Here is a 20,144-nt window from a genome sequence, read left to right on the forward strand (position 1 = left end):
GAGCTCGTCACCGGCGGCACCACGGTCTTCCTCACCACGCAGTACCTGGAGGAGGCCGACGAACTCGCCGACCGCATCGCCGTCCTGAACGACGGGAAGATCGCCGCCGAAGGCAGCGCCGAGGAACTCAAGCGCCTCATCCCCGGCGGACACATCCGCCTGCGCTTCACCGACCCCACCGCCTACCAGACCGCCGCCGACGCGCTGAACGAGTCCACCCGCGACGACGAAGCGCTGTCCCTGCAGTTCCCCAGCGACGGCAGCCAGCGCGAACTGCGCTCCATCCTCGACTGGCTCGACGCGGCCGGGGTCGAGGCCGACGAACTGACCGTCCACACACCCGACCTGGACGACGTCTTCTTCGCCCTCACCGGCGACACCGACGCCCCGCACCAGCAGGCCCGGTCCGTCCAGCCCGCCCCGTCCAAGGAGACCGTTCGATGAGCTCTCTCTCCCTCGCCGTGCGCGACTCGTCCACGATGCTGCGCCGGAACCTGCTGCACGCCCGGCGGTACCCGTCGATGACCCTGAACCTGCTGCTCACGCCCGTGATGCTGTTGCTGCTGTTCGTCTACATCTTCGGCGACACGATGAGCGGCGGCGCGGGCCGCTCCGCCTACATCGCCTACATCGTCCCGGGCATCCTGCTCATGACGATCGGCTCCACCGTCGTCGGCACCGCCGTGTCCGTCTCCATGGACATGAACGAGGGGATCATCGCCCGCTTCCGCACGATGGCCATCCACCGGGGCTCGGTGCTCTTCGGGCACGTCGTCGGAAGCGTGCTGCAGGCGATCATCAGCGTGGTGCTCGTCGGTGCCGTCGGTGTCGCGATGGGCTTCCGCTCCACGGACGCCACCGTGCTGGAGTGGCTCGCGGCCTTCGGCCTGCTCGCCTTCTTCGCCCTGGCGTTCACCTGGATCGCGGTCGGCATGGGCATGGGCGCCCCCAACCCGGAAGCGGCCAGCAACAACGCCATGCCCCTGATCCTGCTCCCCCTCATCTCCAGCGCCTTCGTCCCGCTGCACTCCATGCCCGGCTGGTTCCAGCCGATCGCCGAGTACCAGCCCTTCACCCCGGCCATCGAGACCCTGCGCGGACTGCTCCTCGGCACGGAGATCGGCAACAACGGGTGGATCGCCCTGGCCTGGTGCGCGGCCCTGAGCGTTCTCGGATACCGCTGGTCCCGGGCGCAGTTCGACCGCGATCCCCAGTAGGCGACCAGATGCGTGGAGCGGACCGAGGACCACACGACAGAACCCCCGGGCGACGCCCGGGGGTTCTGTCGTACGGAGGCCGTGAACCGGAGCCGGCCGACAGGTCGGTGAAGGTGCCCTCCCCGGCACCTCTCGCGCCTTTGCCCGCTCTTTGCAACCCGGACCCGTGCTGCCTCGTCTCTCCGCTCGATCCACGACACAGCCCGCCGTTCCCACCGGCGGGCGGACCGACGAAAGAGAGCCACTCATGCGAACCGTCCTCAGTGCCACGGCACTTGCGTGCACCGCCGTGCTGGCGGGCGCGGTGCCCGCGTTCGCCGACGGGCCGTCCCCGGTCCCCTCGACCCGCCCCACCGTCACGTCCGCACCCGCTCCGGCAAGCACCTCGCCGAGCCGGACGCCCTCCGCCGTCCCGAGCGCCGAGCCCACGCGGGCGCCTTCCTCGCGCCAGGTGTCCGTCCGGCCGAGCGGAGCGCCCGACACCGGCGTGACGGCGGCGGGTTCGGAGCCGTCCGGAGGGCAGGGCGGGCTCATCGGCGGCGGCGTGGCCGCGCTGTTCGCCGTCGGGGGCGCGACGTTCGTCGTCGTACGCCGCCGCCGGGCCACCGGGGAATGACGGCCCTCTCCAGGCGCGCGTTCGGCGCCGCGGCGCTGGCCGCGCTGCTCGCCGGCTGTGGCGGTTCCCCCGACGGCGGTGACCCGGCCGGGGCGAACGCCACCGGCCGGAGCACCGCCGAACAGCCCGGCGGCACAGCGCCGTCCAAGTCCGGAGCCGGCAAGCCCGCCCGGGCGCTGGGCCGTTCGGTGCCGGTCGGGCTGCGGATCCCCGCCATCGGCGTCGACACCCCGGTCATGCGGCTGGGGCTGGCCTCCGACGGCAGCGTTCAGGTGCCGCCGGTCGTGGCGCACGACCGGGCCGGCTGGTACCGGCACTCGCCGACGCCGGGGCAGACCGGTCCCTCGGTGATCCTCGGTCATGTCACGGTCGGCGCGTACGGGGACGGCGTCTTCCGCCGGCTCGCGCGACTGCGCCGGGACGACCGGATCGAGGTACGCCTGGAGAACGGCACCTCGGCGGTGTTCGCCGTCACCTCCGTACGGACCGTCGCCAAGGCGGAGTTCCCGTCCGACACGGTCTACGGAGACGTGGACCGCCCGGAGCTGCGGCTCATCACCTGTGGCGGTGCCCGGACCGGTGACGGCTACGCCGACAACGTGATCGTGTTCGCGGCGCTCAGCTCCGCGAGCCCCTGACACCCGAGCGGACGCTCCTCGGTCCCCGCCGGGTGCCGGGCGGCCGTCCGTTCGTCGCACAACAGCGGCACAACAGCGGCACAACCGCAGGGTCCACCGAGGGCCCGAGGCAGGATCCTGGGCCGATGGACCGTACATCCGCGGCCCGGGATCCCGCTTCTCGCATTCCGTCACGACCATGGAGAGTGTTGAAAGGGTCCCGCGAGAAGGCAGCGTCCGAGCTGTTCGCCGCCCTCTACCCGCGCCTCGCCGGCTGGTGCCGCCGTCTCGTCGACGACGACGGAACCGCCCACGAGATCGCCTCCGAGGCGTTCACACGGCTCTGGGCGCGCTGGACGACCGTGGCCGAACCCCGGGGCTTCCTCTACGTCACCGCCGCCAACCTCGTCCGGGACCACTGGCGCAAGCTGGAGCGCGAGCGCCGGGCCGTGCACCGGGCGACCACCGAGGCGGCTCTCGGCCCGCCCAACGAACAGACCGACCCCTCGGTCCGGCTGATCGTGCAGTCGCTGCCCGAACGGCTGCGCGTCCCGATCCTGCTGCACTACTACGCTGACATGCCGATCCGGGAGGTGTCCGTGCTGACCGGGCGCAAGGAAGGGACCGTCAAGGCCGATCTCCACGCGGCCCGCGAACTGCTCCGCGCGCACCTGAGGAGAAGCCTTGATCACACACGCTGACGACGGCCCGGAGTTCGAGCCCGACGATCCGCTCGCCGTCATCCTGCGACCCCCCTCCGACCTCCTCGGACCCCCGGCCGGCCGGTACGAGGCCATCCGTCGGGGTGCGGCGCGCCGCCGGCTGCTCCGGGCGTCGCTCGGAGCCGGGCTCGCGTGCGCGGTCGCCGTGCTCGTCGCGCTGCCGCTCCGGGCGGCGCAGTCCGAGGCGCCCGCCTCACCGACGGTCCCGCTGGCACCGCCGCCCGCGAGCAGTCCGTCGACGGTGCCCGACCCGTCGCCCTCGCAGCGGAACGAGAGTCCCCGGCCCAGTGCGAGCGACCCCACCGGGCGGACCTCGGCGACCTCGGCCCCGAGCACCGTGCCCACCCCGCGCGGTCCGGCCCGTTCGTCCGATCCCGCCCGGAGGCCGTCCGCGACCCCGACCTCCGTCTCCGTCGAGCCCTCGGCGGTCCGGACCGGCGTCGGTCCGACGCCCTCAAGCGGGACTCGAAGGTAGGCGGAAGGGGTTCCGGAGGTCTCCTGAGCCGGGAGAGGGAGCCGACGGCCACGGTCGGGAGTGAGCCGGGTGGGGGTCATAAAGCGACCCTTGAACACCCATAAGGCGGCCTTATGAGGTCATAGCCCGGACCCGCCTACTGACTTAGGCTTGCCTTAGTTTAGGCTTCCCGTCGAGCCCCCTGCCTCTGCCCGAAGGGAACCTGATCATGCCTCGCCCTCTGCGGGTAGCCATTGTCGGAGCCGGCCCCGCCGGAATCTACGCCGCCGACGCGCTCCTGAAGTCCGCAGTGGCCGCCGAGCCCGGTGTGTCCATCGACCTGTTCGAGCGGATGCCGGCCCCGTTCGGTCTCATCCGCTACGGGGTCGCGCCGGACCACCCCCGGATCAAGGGCATCATCACGGCCCTGCACCAGGTGCTCGACAAGCCGCAGATCCGCCTCTTCGGCAACGTGGACTACCCGCGGGACATCAACCTCGACGATCTGCGCGCCTTCTACGACGCGGTGATCTTCTCGACGGGCGCCACGGCCGACCGGGCCCTCGACATCCCGGGCGTCGACCTCGACGGCTCGTACGGCGCGGCCGACTTCGTCTCCTGGTACGACGGTCACCCCGACGTCCCGCGCACCTGGCCGCTGGAGGCGGAGAAGGTCGCCGTCCTCGGCGTGGGCAACGTCGCGCTGGACGTGGCGCGCATCCTCGCCAAGACCGCCGAGGAACTGCTGCCCACCGAGATCCCGCCGAACGTGCACGAGGGGCTCAAGGCCAACAAGGCCCTGGAGGTCCACGTGTTCGGCCGCCGTGGCCCGGCGCAGGCGAAGTTCAGCCCGATGGAACTGCGCGAGCTGGACCACTCGCCGAACATCGAGGTCATCGTCGACCCCGAGGACATCGACTACGACGAGGGCTCGATCGCCACCCGGCGCGGCAACAAGCAGGCCGACATGGTCGCCAAGACCCTGGAGAACTGGGCCATCCGCGACACCGGCGACCGCCCGCACAAGCTGTTCCTGCACTTCTTCGAGTCGCCGTCCGAGATCCTCGGCGAGAACGGCGAGGTCGTCGGTCTGCGCACCGAGCGCACCGCCCTCGACGGCACCGGGAACGTCAAGGGCACCGGCGCCTTCAAGGACTGGGACGTCAGCGCGGTCTACCGAGCCGTCGGATACCTCTCCGACAGCCTGCCCAAGCTGCCCTGGGACGTCGACTCGGGCACGGTGCCGGACGCGGCCGGCCGCGTGATCGAGGAGAGCGGCGAGCACCTCCGGTCCACCTATGTCACCGGCTGGATCCGGCGCGGCCCGATCGGTCTGATCGGCCACACCAAGGGCGATGCCAACGAGACGGTCGCGAGCCTGCTCGACGACCACGCGAACGGCCGTCTGTCCGAGCCCGCTTCGCCCGAACCGGCCGCCGTCGACGCGTTCCTCGGCGAGCGCGACGTCCGTTTCACCACGTGGGACGGCTGGTACCGGCTGGACGCCGCGGAGAAGGCGTTGGGCGAGCCCGAGGGCCGCGAGCGCGTGAAGCTCGTCGAGCGCGAGGACATGCTGAAGGCGAGCGGCGCCTGACCCGTACGGACCCCGGGCAGGGCGGTTTTGAACGCGTTCAAGTCGGAGCGTAGGCTCCGGTCATGAGCGCCAGAGCCGCCCTGCTCAAGGGCATCCGCGCGTGGCTTGTCCTCTTCGCCGTCAGCCTGGTGCTCAGCGGCGCCACGGCCTTCCCCCTGGTGCACGAACTCCACTGGACCGAGGACCTGTTGCGGTCCCTGTCCGTGCCGGAGCACCTGCCCGCCCTGATGGACTGGATCGAGCGGGTGCGCCGCGGCCTCGACACCGCCGACGCCGACTACCCGTTCCTGCTCTACGGAACGGACTGGCTGGCCTTCGCGCACCTGGTGATCGCGCTCGCGTTCTACGGCCCGTACCGCGATCCGGTCCGCAACATCTGGGTCGTCGAGTTCGGGATGATCGCCTGCGCGGGCATCGTCCCGCTCGCCCTGATCTGCGGACCGGTCCGCGGAATCCCCTTCTGGTGGACGCTCGTCGACCTGTCCTTCGGGGTCTTCGGCGTCCTCCCCCTCCACGTCGTCCGGAAGAAGATCAAACGCCTGGAGGCCCTCGCCCCAGACCGGGGGAGCGCGCCGGTCCCGGCTACCTGAGCGCCGCCATCGCGATCCGCTCGGCGACCGGGTTCATCGTCTCGCCCTTGGCGTCGGTGGAGCCGACCGAGTAGACCAGGGTGCGGGACAGGTTCCGGGTGGCGCCGACGACCGCGCTGTAGCCGTACCGGGCGCCCGACTTGATCCAGTACTCCGTGCCCTCGTACGCGAAGCGCTGGAGCCCGGCGCTCATGTCGGCGCCCTCGATCCCGGCGGGCACGGTGAACATCTCCTTCAACTGCCGTGCCGGGACAAGTCGTCCGCGGAACAGGCGCGTGATCAGCCGCTCCAGGTCGGCGGTCGTGGAGATCATGTCACCGGCCGCCCAGCGGTCCGCCTGGTTCCAGTCGGTGACGTCCACGAACTCCGTCGTCCCGTCCGGCCGCCGCACCGCCTGGTAGCCGTGGTTGTGCGGCCCGCGGATACGGGGGTCCGTGCCGGGGAAGTACGTGTCACGCATCCCGGCCGGCCCAAGGATCCGCCGCTGCGCCTCCCGCGCGTACGCGTGGCCGGTCACCTTCTCGATCAGCAGGCCGAGGATCGTGTAGTTGATGTTCAGGTAGTCCTGCCGGGTGCCCGGCGAGAACTCCGGTCCCTTCGCCACCGCCGACGCCACGACCTGGCGCGGCGCGAGGGTGTCGAAGCGGTGCGCGTACGCGTCCGCGAAGTCGTCGCCGAAACCGTCACCCGCCTGGATGCCGCTCGTGTGGTTCAGCAACTGCCGTACGGTGACGGGCTCGAAGGAGGACGGCAGGAGCCCGGGGAGGTACCGCTGCACCGGTGCGCCCAGCCCGATCCGGCCCTCGGCGGCGAGCTGGAGGACGACCGCCGCGGTGACGACCTTGGTGGTGGATCCGGCACGGAAGCGGGCGTCGGGGTCGGCCGCCCGGCCGCTCTCCAGATCGTGCACGCCCGCGCTGCCGCGCCAGTGACCGTCGGTGCCGCCGACCCGGACGAGTGCCGCCGTCGCGTCCTGGTCGGGGAGCCCGGCCAGCGCGGCACGCAGCGCGTCGGCGTCGGGTCCGGCGGACGTGCGGGCCGGCGCGGCGGGAGGAGCAGTGGGAGAGGCGAACGCCGGGGCTCCCATCGGCCCGGCGGCGAGGCCGAGGCTGAGGGCGGCGACGAGGACAACGGCCGGGCTGCTGCGTACGGGCATCGGGTCTCCTGAGGAAGCTGCCGGAGGGGAACGTCCTCATCCTCCGGCCGTCCGTGACCCCCGTGATCCTCAGCAGGAAGGGTGCCGTCCCCAGTGTCCGGACGGGGGTCTCCCCTAGGGAGACGGGCCGTCGGCGGAGAGGAACGGGCGCCCCGCGCCGGTCACGGCACGCGGGTCGACGGCCGGCCCCCTCGGGGAGACCGGCCGTGGGTGCGGGGAGATGGGCGTCCGCTCCCGTCGCGCGGTCAGCCGTCGCGGAGGGCGACCAGGGTGTCGACGCGGTTGGTCGTGACCGAGTCGACGCCCGTCGCGAGGAGGCGGCGCATGGTGCGACGGGTGTCCGGGGTCCACACCGACACCAGCAGACCGTCCCGGTGGACCCGGGCCACGAGATCCCGGTCCACCAGCCCGAAGCGGTAGTTGAGCCAGCGCGGACGCACGGCGTCGAGCAGCGCCGGGCGCGGCGGTGCCAGCGTCGTCCAGGTCAGCGCGATCTCGGCGGCCGGGTCGACGGCCCGGACCGTGAGCATCGCCGGGGCACCGGCGCAGTAGTACACCCGCTCCTGCGCCCCGCACGCCCGCACCACGTCCACGACCTCGCGCACGGCCTTCTCGTCCACCGGACCCGGCAGATCGACCATGATCCGGTGGTCGCCGGTCGCCGCGAGGGCCTCCGCGAGCGTCGGCACCCCGCCGCCGGTCAGGCCCTTCACCTCGTCGGAGGAGAGCGACCGCAGAGGACGGTCGTGCCCCCACAACCGGTTGAGCGTGTCGTCGTGCAGCAGCACGGGCAGGCGGTCACGCGTCAGCCGTACGTCGATCTCGACGGCGTCCGCGCCCCGGCGGAGCGCGGAACGCAGCGAGTCGATCGTGTTCTCACGGGCGCGATAGGGGTCGCCGCGGTGGGCGACTGCGGTCACGGTGCGCATGCGCCCATTGTGCTCGGTCAGAGGGCCAGCCAGGTCGCGGCATACGTGTCGATCTCGGCCGCGAGCTTCGCCTTGCCGGCCTCGTCGAGGAACGACGCCTCCACCGCGTTGCGGGCGAGCGAGGCGACGCCCGCCTCGTCCAGGTCCAGCAGCCGGGCGGCGACCGCGTACTCGTTGTTGAGGTCGGTGCCGAACATCGGCGGGTCGTCGGAGTTGACGGTGACCGTCACCCCGGCCGCCACGAACTCCCTGATGGGGTGCTCGTCGAGGGTGCGGACCGCACGCGTGGCGATGTTCGAGGTCGGGCAGACCTCCAGGGCGATTCCGTGCTCGGCGAGGTGGGCGAGCAGTTTGGGGTCCCCCGCCGAACTCGTGCCGTGGCCGATGCGTTCGGCGCCCAGGAAGTTCAGCGCGTCCCAGACCGTCTCCGGGCCCGTCGTCTCACCGGCGTGCGGCGCCGACCGCAGGCCCGCCGCGATCGCCCGGTCGAAGTACGGCTTGAACTGCGGTCGCGGAACGCCGATCTCGGGGCCGCCGAGCCCGAAGGACACGAGCCCCTCCGGCCGCAGCCGGTCGTCGGTCGCGAGCCGCACGGTCTCCTCGGCGGCCTCCAGACCGGCCTCGCCCGGAATGTCGAAACACCAGCGCAGGACGACACCCAGCTCCGCCTCGGCGGCCCGGCGCGCGTCCTCGATCGCCTCCATGAAGCCGAGTTCGTCGATCCCGCGCCGGGTGGACGACCACGGCGTGATGGTCAGCTCGGCGTAGCGCACCTGCTGACGCGCCATGTCCCGGGCCACCTCGTACGTCAGCAGCCGGACGTCCTCCGGCGTGCGGATCAGGTCCACGACGGACAGGTACACCTGGATGAAGTGGGCGAAGTCCGTGAACGTGAAGTAGTCGGCCAGCGCCTCGGGGTCGGTCGGCACCATCGAGTCGGGGTGCCGGGCGGCGAGCGTGGAGACGATGCGCGGGGAGGCGGATCCGACGTGGTGGACGTGCAGTTCGGCCTTGGGCAGCCCGGCGATGAAGGAGTGCAGGTCGCGGACGTCGTCGCGTGCGGTGATGTGCTCGGTCAAGGGGTTCCTCCCCGGAACGGCGTCTCCGGACGATGCTCGGCGGGACGCGGGTGATCGGCTGATCGATGACTCGGGATCATCGTAGGCCGCGGCCCGGGGAGGCCGGGCCCGGCCCGTCCGGGACCGCCGGACCACCGCTGACGGGCAGGTCGTCGACCCGTGGAGATCCGCAGGACACGCCCGGGCCGTAGCATGACGGCACGCAGAAGAGAGGGGACTTCGCGCATGTCCGAGGACGCGAGAACGCCGGAGACTCCACGTGACACCGACGCGTGGACACCGACGGCTCAGGGGAACGGGTGGACCGCGCCGGCGGAGCGGGAGAACGCCACGCGGGCCGACGACGGAGCGCGGTGGGTGGACGGCGCGGCCGATGACGGCCCGCAGTACGCCGTGACCGGTGAGTCCGGGGAAGGCCCGGAACAGGTCCCGCCCCCGGCGGATCGGGCCCCGGCCGACGGACCGCGGTCCGCTGAGTCCGCGGCGGACCGAACCCGGGCCGACGGGCCGGGGTCGTCGGTGCCCGCCCAGGGGACCGGGCCGTTCGCCGCCCCCGGCCAGAGTCCGGCCTCCGCGTCCGCCGCAAGCCAGAGTTCCGCCTCCGCGTCCGGTCGGGCCCCCGCCCCGCAGGTCTCCCTCGGCAAGCCCGGTGCGGACCGGCGGCAAGAGCCCAATCCCTGGGCGCCGCCCGAGGAGACCGACGCGTCCGGCAGGAGTGCGCGGGGCAGCGGAAGCGCCACGCCCTCTCCCGCGTACGGGCTGCCGACGATCACGTCGCTGCCCGGCACCGGCGTCCCGCCCGGGCCCGCGGCTCCCGGCGGCCCCGTCTGGGACAACCCGTTCGCGGCTCCCGCGGCCCACACGCCGTACCCGCAGCCCGGCCCGGGCGAGCCCGTGCCTCCGCCGCCGATAGCCCCCGGCGGGCCGGGGCAGCTCCCGTACGGCTACGGCTATCCGCAGTATCCCGGCGCCGGCCCGTCCGCGTACGGGGGCGTTCCCGGCTACGGCTGGCCCATGGGGCCGCCCGCGCCGAGCAACGGCCTGGGCACCGCCTCCCTCGTCCTCGGCATCATCGCCGCGGTCCTGTTCTGTGCGTGGCCGCTGGCGATCGTCCTCGGCATCCTCGCCGTGATCTTCGGCGTGATCGGCCGGGGCAGGGTCCGCAAGGGCGAGGCGACGAACCCGGGGCAGGCGCTGGCCGGGATCATCTGCGGATCGGTCGGCATCGTGCTCGGCGCCGCGCTGATCGTCGTCATCGTCGCCCTTCCGGACGAGGTCGGCAGCGACGACTCGGACGGGTACGACGGGTTCTCCACGTCCCTGGTCACCCAGCAGAGGTAGGCGAGGTGCGGCGGGCCCGGCCGCTCGGTCAGGCCCGCGTCCGGTGCTCGTCCTCGGACGGGGGAGCCGGAGTCGTCGGGGCCGCCTCCGGCTCGCCCTCCGCGACGGCCGGTGTCCCCTTGCCCCCGGGGTGGCGCAGCGCGACCAGGTATCCGATGCCGAGCGCGATCGCCATGCCGTAGAAGACCCACTGGTTGGCCTCGGCGAAGTCCATCCGCACGCTGGACATCGCGTCGCGCGCCGCGCTGGCGGCCGGCCCGGTGCCGGTGGGTGTCCGGGCGTCGCCGTTGCCCGTGACCGCCTCGGCGATGTCCTTGGCCACCCCGTTCGCGGTGTCCGACGACACCCCGCGGGAGGTCAGCGTCGACACGACGTTCTCGGTCGTCCGGTGCGTGAGGATCGTTCCGAGGACGGCCAGGCCGACACTCGCCGCGTAGTTGCGCACGGTCTGCGTGATGCCGGTGACCTCGCCGTACGAGGCGCCGATCGCCCGGTTGACGGCGTCCGTGGAGGCGGGCGCCAGGATGAAGCCGATACCGGCGCCCGCGAGGGCCACGTAGGGCCACTGGTCGTGCATCGACAGGTCGGTCAGCTTGTTGGCCCACAGGGCGAACCCGACGGCGCCGACGATGGTGCCGATCTTCATCGGCCCCCGGGCTCCCTGCTTGTCCAGCATGCGGCCGCCCCACTGGGAGGCGATCGCGAAGCCCGCGAAGAAGTACAGCAGGTACAGCGCGGCCTGGTTGGGGGAGGCGCTCAGCGAGACCTGGGCGTAGACGGAGGCGAAGAAGAAGACGGGGACGAAGGCCAGCATGGCGAAGAACAGCACCAGCGTGTCCACGGTGAAGGCCTTGTCGCGGAACACCGCGAGGTTGACCAGCGGGTGCCGCTTGCCCCGCTCGTAGCGCCAGAACAGGACGAGCACCGCCAGGCCGCCCACGATGCAGGCCCAGGTCGCCGCGCTGTCCCAGCCCCAGGACGCGGCCTGCTGGAAGCCCAGCACGCTCACCCCCATACCGACGGCGATGAGGACGGCGCCGAGGCCGTCCAGCGACTCGTCGCGCCGCCGGTTCGGGACGCGCGCCATCATCGTCAGGACGAGGGCGACGACGGCCACGGGCACGTTCACCCAGAAGATCGCCCGCCAGGTCCAGGACGTGAGCCAGCCGCCCAGCAGCGGGCCGATCGCCGTCAGCGCTCCGGACAGCCCGAAGAACAGTGCCAGGGCCCGGCCGCGCCGCTCCACCGGAAAGACGGCCACCACCACGGCCAGTGCCGCGGGGAACAGGAGCGCCGCTCCCAGACCCTGCGTCGCCCGGAAGATGATCAGCCAGGTCTGGGCGAAGTCCCCCTTGGGGACGCAGCCGCAGAGCACCGAGGAGATGACGAAGACGAGGGTCCCGATGATGACGACCCGGCGGGGCCCGAAGAGGTCCGCGAGCCGGCCGCCGAGGGCGAAGAACGCCGCCAGCGACAGCAGGTAGGCGTTCACCACCCACTGCATGCCCGATGCGGACAGGCCCAGCTCGTTCACGATGTCCGGAGCCGCGATGGAGACGATCGTCTGGTCGATGAACGTCATCGACACCGCGAAGAGCATGGCCGCGAGGGCCAGCGACTGGTTCGAGGTCCTGGGCGCCGGTTCAGCGGCCGCGCCCCGAGCCGAATGAGTGCCTCTCACCTCTGCATTCTCAGCCGGTTCGTGGGGGGACGCATCCGCAGGACGATCATCGAGCACGCGCCGCCCGGGCCGGTGGCGGCCGCTCCCGCCCTACCGCAGCCGCTCCCGCGCCTCCATCAGCGCGAAGCCCAGCAGGTTCCCGCCCCGCCAGCGCCGGGGGTCCGAGGCGCCCTCGTCGGTCGCGGCGAGACCGATGCCCCAGACCCGGTCCAGCGGGCTCGCCTCGACGAGCACCCGGTCGCCGGTGGCCAGCAGGAACTCCCGCAGATCCGCGTGCGCCGCGAACTTGTGGACGCTGCCCTCGACCACGATCCCGAACCGCTCGCGCTCCCACACCGCGTCGTCGAAGCCGCGCACCAGCCGCCCCGCCTTCTTGGCGAGCGCCGGGTTCGCCGCGCCGACCGCCTGCCGCTCGGCCTCGGCGTCCCCGAAGAGGCGCGCCTTGGCGGCCATCATCCAGTGCTCCGCCGTAGCGTAGGCGACCCCTTCGACCACGAAGGGTGACGGCCACCACTGGCTGAGGCAGCTCGATCCGACCTGTCCGTCCGCCCGTGCGCGGTGCCCCCAGAAGTGCAGGTACTTCACGCGTGTCCCCGACTCGACCGTGCTGACCAGTGCTTCCCGCGTGGCGATCTTCCCCATGCACGCCACTGTGGCACGCACCACTGACATTCCGTCCCGCCTTTTCCAGCAGGACTCGACACCTGGTCGAAGGATTCCGTCGCGTAACCAAAAGGCAACAACGGAATCACTTGTTGGAGTCCCTTAGCTCTGTCAGGATCGGCACTCAAATCGAGCTGGAGCTACGCCGACCCCCGTTTCGACGGGGAGGGCGGCGGAGGAGAGCGACATGCACAATCCGGGCCATCGCTTCCAGGCGCAGGACCGCCTCGCCGGCGGAGCGCAGTACATCGCGGGCCGTCTGACCAAGGGCACTTCCGGCCGCACGCACGCGGTCGTCGACCCCGCCACCGGCGAAGAGGTGTACACCTACGAGCTGGCGGGCACCGCCGACGTGGACGCGGCCGTCGCCGCCGCCCGCGCGGCCTTCCCCGGCTGGTCGGGCGCCACCCCCGGGGAGCGCTCCGACGCGCTGCACCGCTTCGCCGCCGTGCTCGCCGAGCGTGCCGAGGAGTTCGCCCAGGCCGAGTCCCTGCAGTGCGGGAAGCCCCTCAAGCTGACCCGCGAGTTCGACGTGCCGGGCACCATCGACAACACCGCGTTCTTCGCCGGCGCCGCCCGGCACCTCCAGGGCCAGTCGGCCGGCGAGTACTCCGGTGACCACACCTCGTACGTACGCCGCGAGGCCATCGGGGTCGTCGGCTCCATCGCGCCCTGGAACTACCCGCTCCAGATGGCCGCGTGGAAGGTCCTCCCGGCGATCGCCGCCGGCAACACGATCGTCCTGAAGCCCGCCGAGCTGACCCCGCTCACCTCCCTGCTGTTCGCCGAGGCGGCCACCGAGGCGGGCATCCCGGACGGCGTGATCAACATCGTCACGGGCCTCGGCCGGGAGGCGGGCGAACACCTCGTCGGACACCCCGACGTCGCGATGACCTCCTTCACCGGTTCGACGGCCGTCGGCAAGCGCGTCGCGGAGATCGCCACCTCCACCGTCAAGCGCCTCCACCTGGAACTCGGCGGCAAGGCACCCTTCCTCGTCTTCGACGACGCCGACCTGGAGGCCGCCGTGCACGGCGCGGTCGCCGGCTCGCTCATCAACACCGGTCAGGACTGCACCGCCGCCACGCGCGCGTACGTGCAACGCCCCCTCTACGACGCGTTCGTGGAGCAGACCGGCGCCCTGATGGCGAGCGTCCGCGTGGGCGACCCCTTCGCGGCCGACACCGACCTCGGCCCGCTGATCTCGCACGCCCAGCGCGACCGCGTCGCCGGGTTCGTCGACCGCGCCCGGGGCTACGCGCGCGTGGTCACCGGTGGAGAGGTTCCCCAGGGCGATCTCAAGTCCGGCGCGTACTATGCGCCCACGCTCGTCGCCGACGCCGGGCAGGACAGCGAGATCGTGCAGGCCGAGATCTTCGGCCCGGTGCTCGTGGTACTCCCCTTCGACACCGACGACGAGGGCATCGCGCTGGCCAACGACACCCCGTACGGACTCGCGGCCTCCGCCTGGAGCCGCGACGTCTACCGCGCCAACCGCGCGACCCGTGAGATCCAGGCGGGCTGCGTCTGGGTCAACGACCACATTCCGATCATCAGCGAGATGCCGCACGGCGGTTACAAGGCGTCCGGCTTCGGCAAGGACATGTCCGCCTACTCCTTCGAGGAGTACACGCAGGTCAAGCACGTCATGTTCGACAACACCGCGGTCGCCAGGAAGGACTGGCACCGCACGGTCTTCGGGGACCGGCCGTAGCCGATCGACCGGCTACGGCCCTGTGGCAGACCAGGCCGCGACCACGGCCGCGACGCTTCCGAAAGGGCACCAGAGCATGGAGCAGTACGAGCCCGAACGCATGTCCCCGGTCCAACGGGCCGCCCTGCGGCGCAGCTTCCGGAACGGCAGGGCCTCCCTCAGCCGCCGTTCCCTGCTGCGCGCGTCGGCGGGCGGCGCGCTCGCCGTCGGCGGCCTCGGGGCGCTGAGCGCCTGCGGGATCCCGGCCGCCGGCAAGACGAAGGGCGGGGTCTCGGCCGAGGACCACTCGGCCAAGGAGAAGACGATCAACTTCTCCAACTGGACCGAGTACATGGACGTCGACGAGAGCGAGAAGCACCACCCCACGCTCGACGCGTTCGCCAAACGGACCGGTATCAAGGTCAAGTACACCGAGGACATCAACGACAACGTCGAGTTCTTCGGCAAGATCAAGCCGCAGCTCGCGGCGGGCCAGGACACCGGGCGCGACATCATCGTCGTCACCGACTGGCTGGCGGCCCGGCTCATCCGGTTCGGCTGGGTGCAGAAGCTCGACGCGGCCAACCTCCCGCACGCCTACACCAACCTGTCCGCCCAGTTCCGCAACCCCGACTGGGACCCCGGGCGCGCCTACTCCTATCCCTGGCAGGGCATCTCGACCGTCATCGCCTACAACAAGAAGGCACTCGACGGCGTCGAGGTCCGCTCGGTCTCCGACCTGCTCGACAACCCCAAGCTCAAGGGGCGCGTCGGCTTCCTCTCGGAGATGCGCGACAGCATGGGCATGACCCTGCTCGACATGGGCAAGGACCCGGCGAACTTCACCGACGACGACTTCGACGCGGCGATCGCCCGCCTCCAGAAGGCCGTCGACAAGGGCCAGATACGCCGCTTCACCGGCAACGACTACACGTCCGACCTCACCAAGGGCGACCTCGCGGCCTGCGTCGCCTGGGCCGGTGACGTGGTCCAGCTCAAGGCGGACAGCCCGGATGTCGACTTCCTCATCCCGGACAGCGGATACATGACGTCGACCGACAACATGCTGATCCCGAACAAGGCACGTCACAAGACGAACGCCGAGCGGCTCATGGACTTCTACTACGAGCCCGAGCCCGCCGCGGAACTCGCCGCCTACATCAACTACGTCTGTCCGGTCGACGGGGTCAAGCCCTATCTCGCGAAGATCGACAAGGACGCGGCGAACAACCCGCTGATCATTCCTGACAAGGCCATGGCCGCGAAGTCACACCCCTTCCGCTCGCTGAGCCAGAAGGAAGAGACGGCCTACGAAGAGAAGTTCGCGAAGCTCACAGGGGCGTGACCACGATGACGAATGACAACAGCGGCGACGTCCGCCTCTCCGGGATCAGCAAGACGTACGGCTCCTTCACGGCCGTGCACCCCCTCGACCTGACTGTGCCGCAGGGCTCCTTCTTCGCGCTGCTCGGCGCGTCCGGCTGCGGCAAGACCACCACCCTGCGGATGATCGCCGGCCTGGAGGAGCCCTCCTCGGGCACCGTCATGCTCGGCGACCAGGACGTGACGAACCTGCCGCCCTACAAGCGCCCGGTGAACACGGTCTTCCAGTCCTACGCCCTCTTCCCGCACCTCGACATCTTCGAGAACGTCGCCTTCGGTCTGCGCCGGCGCGGCATCAAGTCGGTGAAGAAGCAGGTCGAGGACATGCTCGACCTCGTACAGCTCGGCGAGCAGGCGCGCAAGAAGCCGCACCAGCTCTCCGGCGGCCAGCAGCAGCGCGTCGCCGTGGCCCGCGCGCTGATCAACCACCCCAAGGTGCTCCTCCTCGACGAACCCCTCGGCGCCCTCGACCTCAAGCTGCGCCGCCAGATGCAGCTGGAGCTCAAGCGCATCCAGACCGAGGTCGGCATCACCTTCGTCCACGTCACGCACGACCAGGAGGAGGCCATGACCATGGCCGACACCGTCGCCGTGATGAACGCGGGCCGTGTCGAGCAGCTCGGCGCGCCCGCCGACCTCTACGAGAACCCGAACACCACCTTCGTGGCCAACTTCCTCGGCACCTCCAACCTCATCGAGGCCGAGGTCGACTCCAGGAGCGGCGACGACATCGTCCTCAGGGCGGGCGGCGGCAAGCTGGTGCTCCCCGGGGCGCGATGTTCGGCGGACACCACGGCCGGCGGCAAGGTCCTGGTCGGCGTCCGCCCGGAGAAGATCTCCCTCACGCACGCCGACGACGCGGGCGAGATACCCGCCGGCCGCAACCGCATCACCGGCAGGATCGCCGACTCCAGCTTCATCGGCGTCTCCACGCAGTACGTGATCGACAGCGCCGTCTGCCCCGAGTTCGAGGTCTACGCCCAGAACATCGACCGGGACTCCCGGCTCGTCCCGGGTGCCGAGGTCGTCCTGCACTGGAGCCCGGCGCACACCTTCGGCCTCGACGCCACCCAGGACATCGACGCCGGTGTCGAGACGGCCGAGGAGGAGGCCGCCTGATGGCCACCGTCACCGAGGTGGAGGCGCCGCCGCTCGCGCCGCAACCCGCCCAGAAACCGCCGAGGAAGCGCGGCCGGCTCGTCCCGTACTGGCTGCTGCTGCCCGGCCTGCTGTGGCTGGTCGTCTTCTTCGCGCTCCCGCTGGTCTACCAGGCCTCCACCTCGATCCAGACGGGATCGCTGGAGGACGGCTTCAAGGTCACCTGGCACTTCCAGACCTACTGGGACGCGCTCGCCGACTACTGGCCGCAGTTCCTGCGCTCCGTGCTCTACGCCGGTGCCGCGACGATCCTGTGCCTGGTGCTCGGTTACCCGCTCGCGTACCTGATCGCCTTCCGCGCGGGCCGCTGGCGCAACCTGATCATGATCCTGGTGATCGCACCGTTCTTCACCAGCTTCCTGATCCGCACGCTCGCCTGGAAGACGATCCTCGCGGACGGCGGCCCGGTCGTGGGCGCCCTGAACACGCTGCACGTCCTGGACGTCACCAGCTGGCTCGGCTTCACGGCGGGCGACCGGGTCCTCGCCACACCGCTCGCGGTGGTCTGCGGACTCACGTACAACTTCCTGCCGTTCATGGTGCTGCCGCTCTACACCTCGCTGGAGCGGATCGACGGGCGGCTGCACGAGGCGGCCGGCGACCTGTACGCCCGGCCCATCACCACCTTCCGCAAGGTGACGTTCCCGCTGTCGATGCCGGGCGTCGTCTCCGGCACGCTGCTGACGTTCATCCCCGCCAGCGGTGACTACGTGAACGCCGACCTGCTCGGCTCCACCGACACCCGCATGGTCGGCAACGTCATCCAGACCCAGTTCCTGCGGATTCTCGACTATCCGACGGCCGCGGCACTCTCGTTCATCCTCATGGCCGCGATCCTCATCATGGTCACGCTCTACATCCGCAAGTCCGGGACGGAGGATCTGGTCTAAATGGCCTTCGTGAACTGGCTCAAGCGCCATCTCGTCGTCATCGGGGGACTGCTGACGCTTGGATATCTGCTGCTGCCCAACATCGTCGTGACGGTGTTCTCCTTCAACAAACCGAAGGGGCGCTTCAATTACGAGTGGCAGCAATTCTCGACGGACGCGTGGCGCGATCCGTGCGGGGTCGCCGACATGTGCGGCTCGCTCTCGCTCAGCCTCCAGATCGCCGTCTGGGCGACGATCGGCGCCACGATCCTCGGCACGATGATCGCCTTCGCGCTCGTCCGCTACCGCTTCCGCGCACGCGGCGCAGTGAACTCGCTGATCTTCCTGCCGATGGCGATGCCCGAGGTCGTGATGGCCGCCTCGCTGCTCACCCTGTTCCTCAACATGGGCGCCCAGCTGGGCTTCTGGACGATCCTGATCGCCCACATCATGTTCTGCCTCAGCTTCGTCGTGACGGCCGTCAAGGCCCGCGTCATGTCGATGGACCCACGCCTCGAACAGGCCGCGCAGGACCTGTACGCCGGTCCCGCGCAGACCTTCCTGCGCGTGACCCTGCCCATCGCGGCCCCCGGAATCGCCGCGGGCGCGCTGCTCGCCTTCGCGCTCTCCTTCGACGATTTCATCATCACCAATTTCAACGCGGGCTCGACCGTCACGTTCCCCATGTTCGTCTGGGGTTCGGCACAGCGCGGAACACCCGTTCAGATCAATGTCATCGGTACGGCCATGTTCCTCATCGCCGTACTGTTCGTCCTGGCCGGAATGGTCGTGGGCAATCGCCGCAACAGGCAAAAGGCATAACGCTCGATCCTTTGTAGGGAGTTGGAAATCATGGCCCCAAGCGCCATGACCCGTGGTAATCAGTGGACGCAGTCCCTCGCGGACGTCCAGCCGGTCTCGTACTGGCTGGACGACCCGGGCAGGCCCCGGCCCGAGCCCGCGCTCACCGGCTCCGACACGTGCGACCTGCTCGTCGTCGGCGGCGGCTACAGCGGGCTCTGGACCGCGCTGATCGCCAAGGAGCGCGACCCCGCCAGGGACGTCGTTCTCGTGGAGGGCCGCGAGGTGGGCTGGGCCGCCTCCGGCCGCAACGGCGGCTTCTGCGCCGCCTCCCTCACGCACGGTCTGTCCAACGGGCTGACCCGCTGGCCGGACGAGATCCGCAAGCTGGAGGAGCTGGGCGCCCGCAACCTCGACGAGATCGAGGCGGCCGTCGCCCGCTACTCCCTCGACTGCGACTTCGAGCGCACCGGAGAGATCGACGTCGCGACGGAGCCGCACCAGGCGGCCGAACTGCGCGACTGGCACCAGGAGCTGGAGCGCGAGGGCCTCGCCGAGGGCGTCGAACTCCTCGACACCGAGGCCGTCCGCGAACAGGTCGCCTCCCCGACCTTCCTGGCCGGTCTGTACGACCGGCGCGGCGTCGCCATGCTCCACCCGGCCAAGCTGGCCTGGGGGCTGAAGCGCGCCTGCCTCCAGCTCGGGGTCCGGGTCTACGAGAACACGCCGGCCCTCGACCTGAAGCCGTCCGGCGCCGGCATGGCCGTCCGCACCCCGTACGGCGCGATCGGCGCCCGCCGGGTCGCCCTCGGCACGAACATCTTCCCCAACCTCGTCAAGCGCGTCCGCTCGTACACCGTCCCGGTCTACGACTACGCGCTGATGACCGAGCCCCTCAGCGACGACCAGCTGGCCTCCATCGGCTGGAAGAACCGCCAGGGCCTCGGCGACTCGGCGAACCAGTTCCACTACTTCCGGCTCTCCGCCGACAACCGCATCCTGTGGGGCGGTTACGACGCGATCTACCCGTACGGCGGGCGGGTGCGCACCGAGTACGACGACCGCCCCGAGACGTACGCCAAGCTCGCCGGACACTTCTTCACCTGCTTCCCGCAGCTGGAGGGCGTCCGCTTCTCGCACGCCTGGGGTGGCGCGATCGACACCTGCTCGCGCTTCTCGGCGTTCTTCGGCACGGCCCACCAGGGCAAGGTCGCCTACGCGGCCGGCTACACGGGCCTCGGCGTCGGCGCCACCCGCTTCGGCGCGGACGTGATGCTCGACCTGCTGGCGGGGGAGCGGACGGAGCGCACCGAGCTGGAGATGGTGCGCAAGAAGCCGCTGCCGTTCCCGCCCGAGCCCTTCGCCTGGACGGGCATCGCCCTCACCAAGTGGTCGCTGGCGCGCGCCGACACGCACGGCGGCCGGCGCAACCTGTGGCTGAAGACCATGGACAGGATGGGCCTCGGCTTCGACAGCTGAGGGCGCGCGGGCCACTCCGTGATCCACGGGCGTACGCCCAGCTCGAGGGTGTGATCCGGCTCACTACCAACTGGTAGCCGGAACCCGCGTAATGATCGCCCC

At 71.0% G+C, this 20,144-nt stretch carries 19 protein-coding genes and 1 pseudogene; 15 read left to right on the forward strand and 5 right to left on the reverse strand.

Going from position 1 to position 20,144, the window contains the following annotated elements; all coding sequences use genetic code 11:
- The 8 genes and pseudogenes from AB0C62_RS31185 to AB0C62_RS31220 form a co-directional block, all read left to right on the forward strand.
- Positions 1 to 444, forward strand: a pseudogene (locus AB0C62_RS31185) (ABC transporter); the annotation flags it as partial.
- Positions 441 to 1,217 (forward strand): ABC transporter permease, encoded by a 777-nt coding sequence (locus tag AB0C62_RS31190; protein WP_362978850.1) that lies wholly within the window; start codon positions 441 to 443, stop codon positions 1,215 to 1,217. The pseudogene AB0C62_RS31185 and the gene AB0C62_RS31190, both read left to right, overlap by 4 nt.
- A 247-nt stretch (positions 1,218 to 1,464) precedes the next feature.
- A complete protein-coding gene (locus AB0C62_RS31195) occupies positions 1,465 to 1,833 on the forward strand; it encodes a sortase-dependent protein (RefSeq protein ID WP_362978852.1) in 369 nt (122 codons plus the stop codon).
- Positions 1,830 to 2,471 (forward strand): class F sortase, encoded by a 642-nt coding sequence (locus tag AB0C62_RS31200; RefSeq protein ID WP_362978853.1) that lies wholly within the window; start codon positions 1,830 to 1,832, stop codon positions 2,469 to 2,471. The genes AB0C62_RS31195 and AB0C62_RS31200 overlap by 4 nt, the downstream gene beginning before the upstream one ends.
- A 188-nt stretch (positions 2,472 to 2,659) precedes the next feature.
- Positions 2,660 to 3,151, forward strand: a complete 492-nt coding sequence (locus AB0C62_RS31205) for an RNA polymerase sigma factor (RefSeq protein WP_164371087.1) — start codon at positions 2,660 to 2,662, stop codon at positions 3,149 to 3,151.
- Positions 3,135 to 3,647 (forward strand): hypothetical protein, encoded by a 513-nt coding sequence (locus AB0C62_RS31210; RefSeq protein WP_362978855.1) that lies wholly within the window; start codon positions 3,135 to 3,137, stop codon positions 3,645 to 3,647. Before AB0C62_RS31205 ends, AB0C62_RS31210 begins: the two co-directional genes overlap by 17 nt.
- A gap of 208 nt (positions 3,648 to 3,855) precedes the next feature.
- Complete coding sequence (locus AB0C62_RS31215; protein WP_362978857.1) at positions 3,856 to 5,220, forward strand: FAD-dependent oxidoreductase; 1,365 nt, start codon at positions 3,856 to 3,858, stop codon at positions 5,218 to 5,220.
- Between the two features lie 62 nt (positions 5,221 to 5,282).
- A complete protein-coding gene (locus AB0C62_RS31220) occupies positions 5,283 to 5,810 on the forward strand; it encodes a hypothetical protein (RefSeq protein ID WP_362978859.1) in 528 nt (175 codons plus the stop codon).
- Here the strand turns inward: AB0C62_RS31220 and AB0C62_RS31225 are convergent.
- The 3 genes from AB0C62_RS31225 to AB0C62_RS31235 all read right to left on the reverse strand — a co-directional run bounded on the left by AB0C62_RS31225 (position 5,803) and on the right by AB0C62_RS31235 (position 9,109).
- Positions 5,803 to 6,966 (reverse strand): serine hydrolase domain-containing protein, encoded by a 1,164-nt coding sequence (locus AB0C62_RS31225; RefSeq protein WP_362978861.1) that lies wholly within the window; start codon positions 6,964 to 6,966, stop codon positions 5,803 to 5,805. The genes AB0C62_RS31220 and AB0C62_RS31225 overlap by 8 nt on opposite strands.
- A 245-nt stretch (positions 6,967 to 7,211) precedes the next feature.
- Positions 7,212 to 7,895 carry a glycerophosphodiester phosphodiesterase gene (locus AB0C62_RS31230; RefSeq protein WP_362978863.1) on the reverse strand — a complete coding sequence of 228 codons (684 nt, stop codon included), beginning with the start codon at positions 7,893 to 7,895 and terminating at the stop codon, positions 7,212 to 7,214.
- A gap of 17 nt (positions 7,896 to 7,912) precedes the next feature.
- Positions 7,913 to 9,109 (reverse strand): adenosine deaminase, encoded by a 1,197-nt coding sequence (locus tag AB0C62_RS31235; protein ID WP_362978865.1) that lies wholly within the window; start codon positions 9,107 to 9,109, stop codon positions 7,913 to 7,915.
- Between the two features lie 90 nt (positions 9,110 to 9,199).
- Between AB0C62_RS31235 and AB0C62_RS31240 the strand changes: the two genes are divergently transcribed.
- Positions 9,200 to 10,315 (forward strand): DUF4190 domain-containing protein, encoded by a 1,116-nt coding sequence (locus tag AB0C62_RS31240; protein WP_362978867.1) that lies wholly within the window; start codon positions 9,200 to 9,202, stop codon positions 10,313 to 10,315.
- 28 nt (positions 10,316 to 10,343) lie between these two features.
- On the opposite strand, the gene AB0C62_RS31245 is transcribed toward AB0C62_RS31240, so the two are convergent.
- On the reverse strand, positions 10,344 to 11,915 hold the full coding sequence (locus AB0C62_RS31245) for an MFS transporter (RefSeq protein ID WP_362978951.1): 1,572 nt from the start codon (positions 11,913 to 11,915) through the stop codon (positions 10,344 to 10,346).
- Positions 11,916 to 12,086: 171 nt separating this feature from the next.
- Positions 12,087 to 12,638: an NADAR family protein gene (locus AB0C62_RS31250; protein WP_362978869.1), complete on the reverse strand. Its 552-nt coding sequence runs from the start codon at positions 12,636 to 12,638 to the stop codon at positions 12,087 to 12,089.
- 208 nt (positions 12,639 to 12,846) lie between these two features.
- Between AB0C62_RS31250 and AB0C62_RS31255 the strand changes: the two genes are divergently transcribed.
- From AB0C62_RS31255 to AB0C62_RS31280, 6 genes are all read left to right on the forward strand, one after another.
- Entirely contained in the window at positions 12,847 to 14,373 is a 1,527-nt protein-coding gene (locus AB0C62_RS31255; RefSeq protein WP_362978871.1) for a gamma-aminobutyraldehyde dehydrogenase, read from the forward strand.
- A 76-nt stretch (positions 14,374 to 14,449) separates the two neighbouring features.
- Positions 14,450 to 15,697: a spermidine/putrescine ABC transporter substrate-binding protein gene (locus tag AB0C62_RS31260; RefSeq protein WP_362978873.1), complete on the forward strand. Its 1,248-nt coding sequence runs from the start codon at positions 14,450 to 14,452 to the stop codon at positions 15,695 to 15,697.
- Positions 15,694 to 16,854 (forward strand): ABC transporter ATP-binding protein, encoded by a 1,161-nt coding sequence (locus tag AB0C62_RS31265; RefSeq protein ID WP_362978875.1) that lies wholly within the window; start codon positions 15,694 to 15,696, stop codon positions 16,852 to 16,854. Before AB0C62_RS31260 ends, AB0C62_RS31265 begins: the two co-directional genes overlap by 4 nt.
- The gene (locus tag AB0C62_RS31270) at positions 16,854 to 17,783 is read left to right on the forward strand and encodes an ABC transporter permease (protein WP_362978877.1); all 930 of its coding nucleotides are present in this window, start codon (positions 16,854 to 16,856) and stop codon (positions 17,781 to 17,783) included. The genes AB0C62_RS31265 and AB0C62_RS31270 overlap by 1 nt, the downstream gene beginning before the upstream one ends.
- Entirely contained in the window at positions 17,784 to 18,584 is an 801-nt protein-coding gene (locus AB0C62_RS31275; RefSeq protein ID WP_164371066.1) for an ABC transporter permease, read from the forward strand. It abuts the gene before it with no gap.
- A 30-nt stretch (positions 18,585 to 18,614) separates the two neighbouring features.
- Entirely contained in the window at positions 18,615 to 20,042 is a 1,428-nt protein-coding gene (locus tag AB0C62_RS31280; protein WP_362978879.1) for an FAD-dependent oxidoreductase, read from the forward strand.
- Positions 20,043 to 20,144: the final 102 nt, after the last annotated feature.

The sequence above is a fragment of the Streptomyces sp. NPDC048643 genome (assembly GCF_040650615.1).
Lineage (GTDB): Bacteria > Actinomycetota > Actinomycetes > Streptomycetales > Streptomycetaceae > Streptomyces.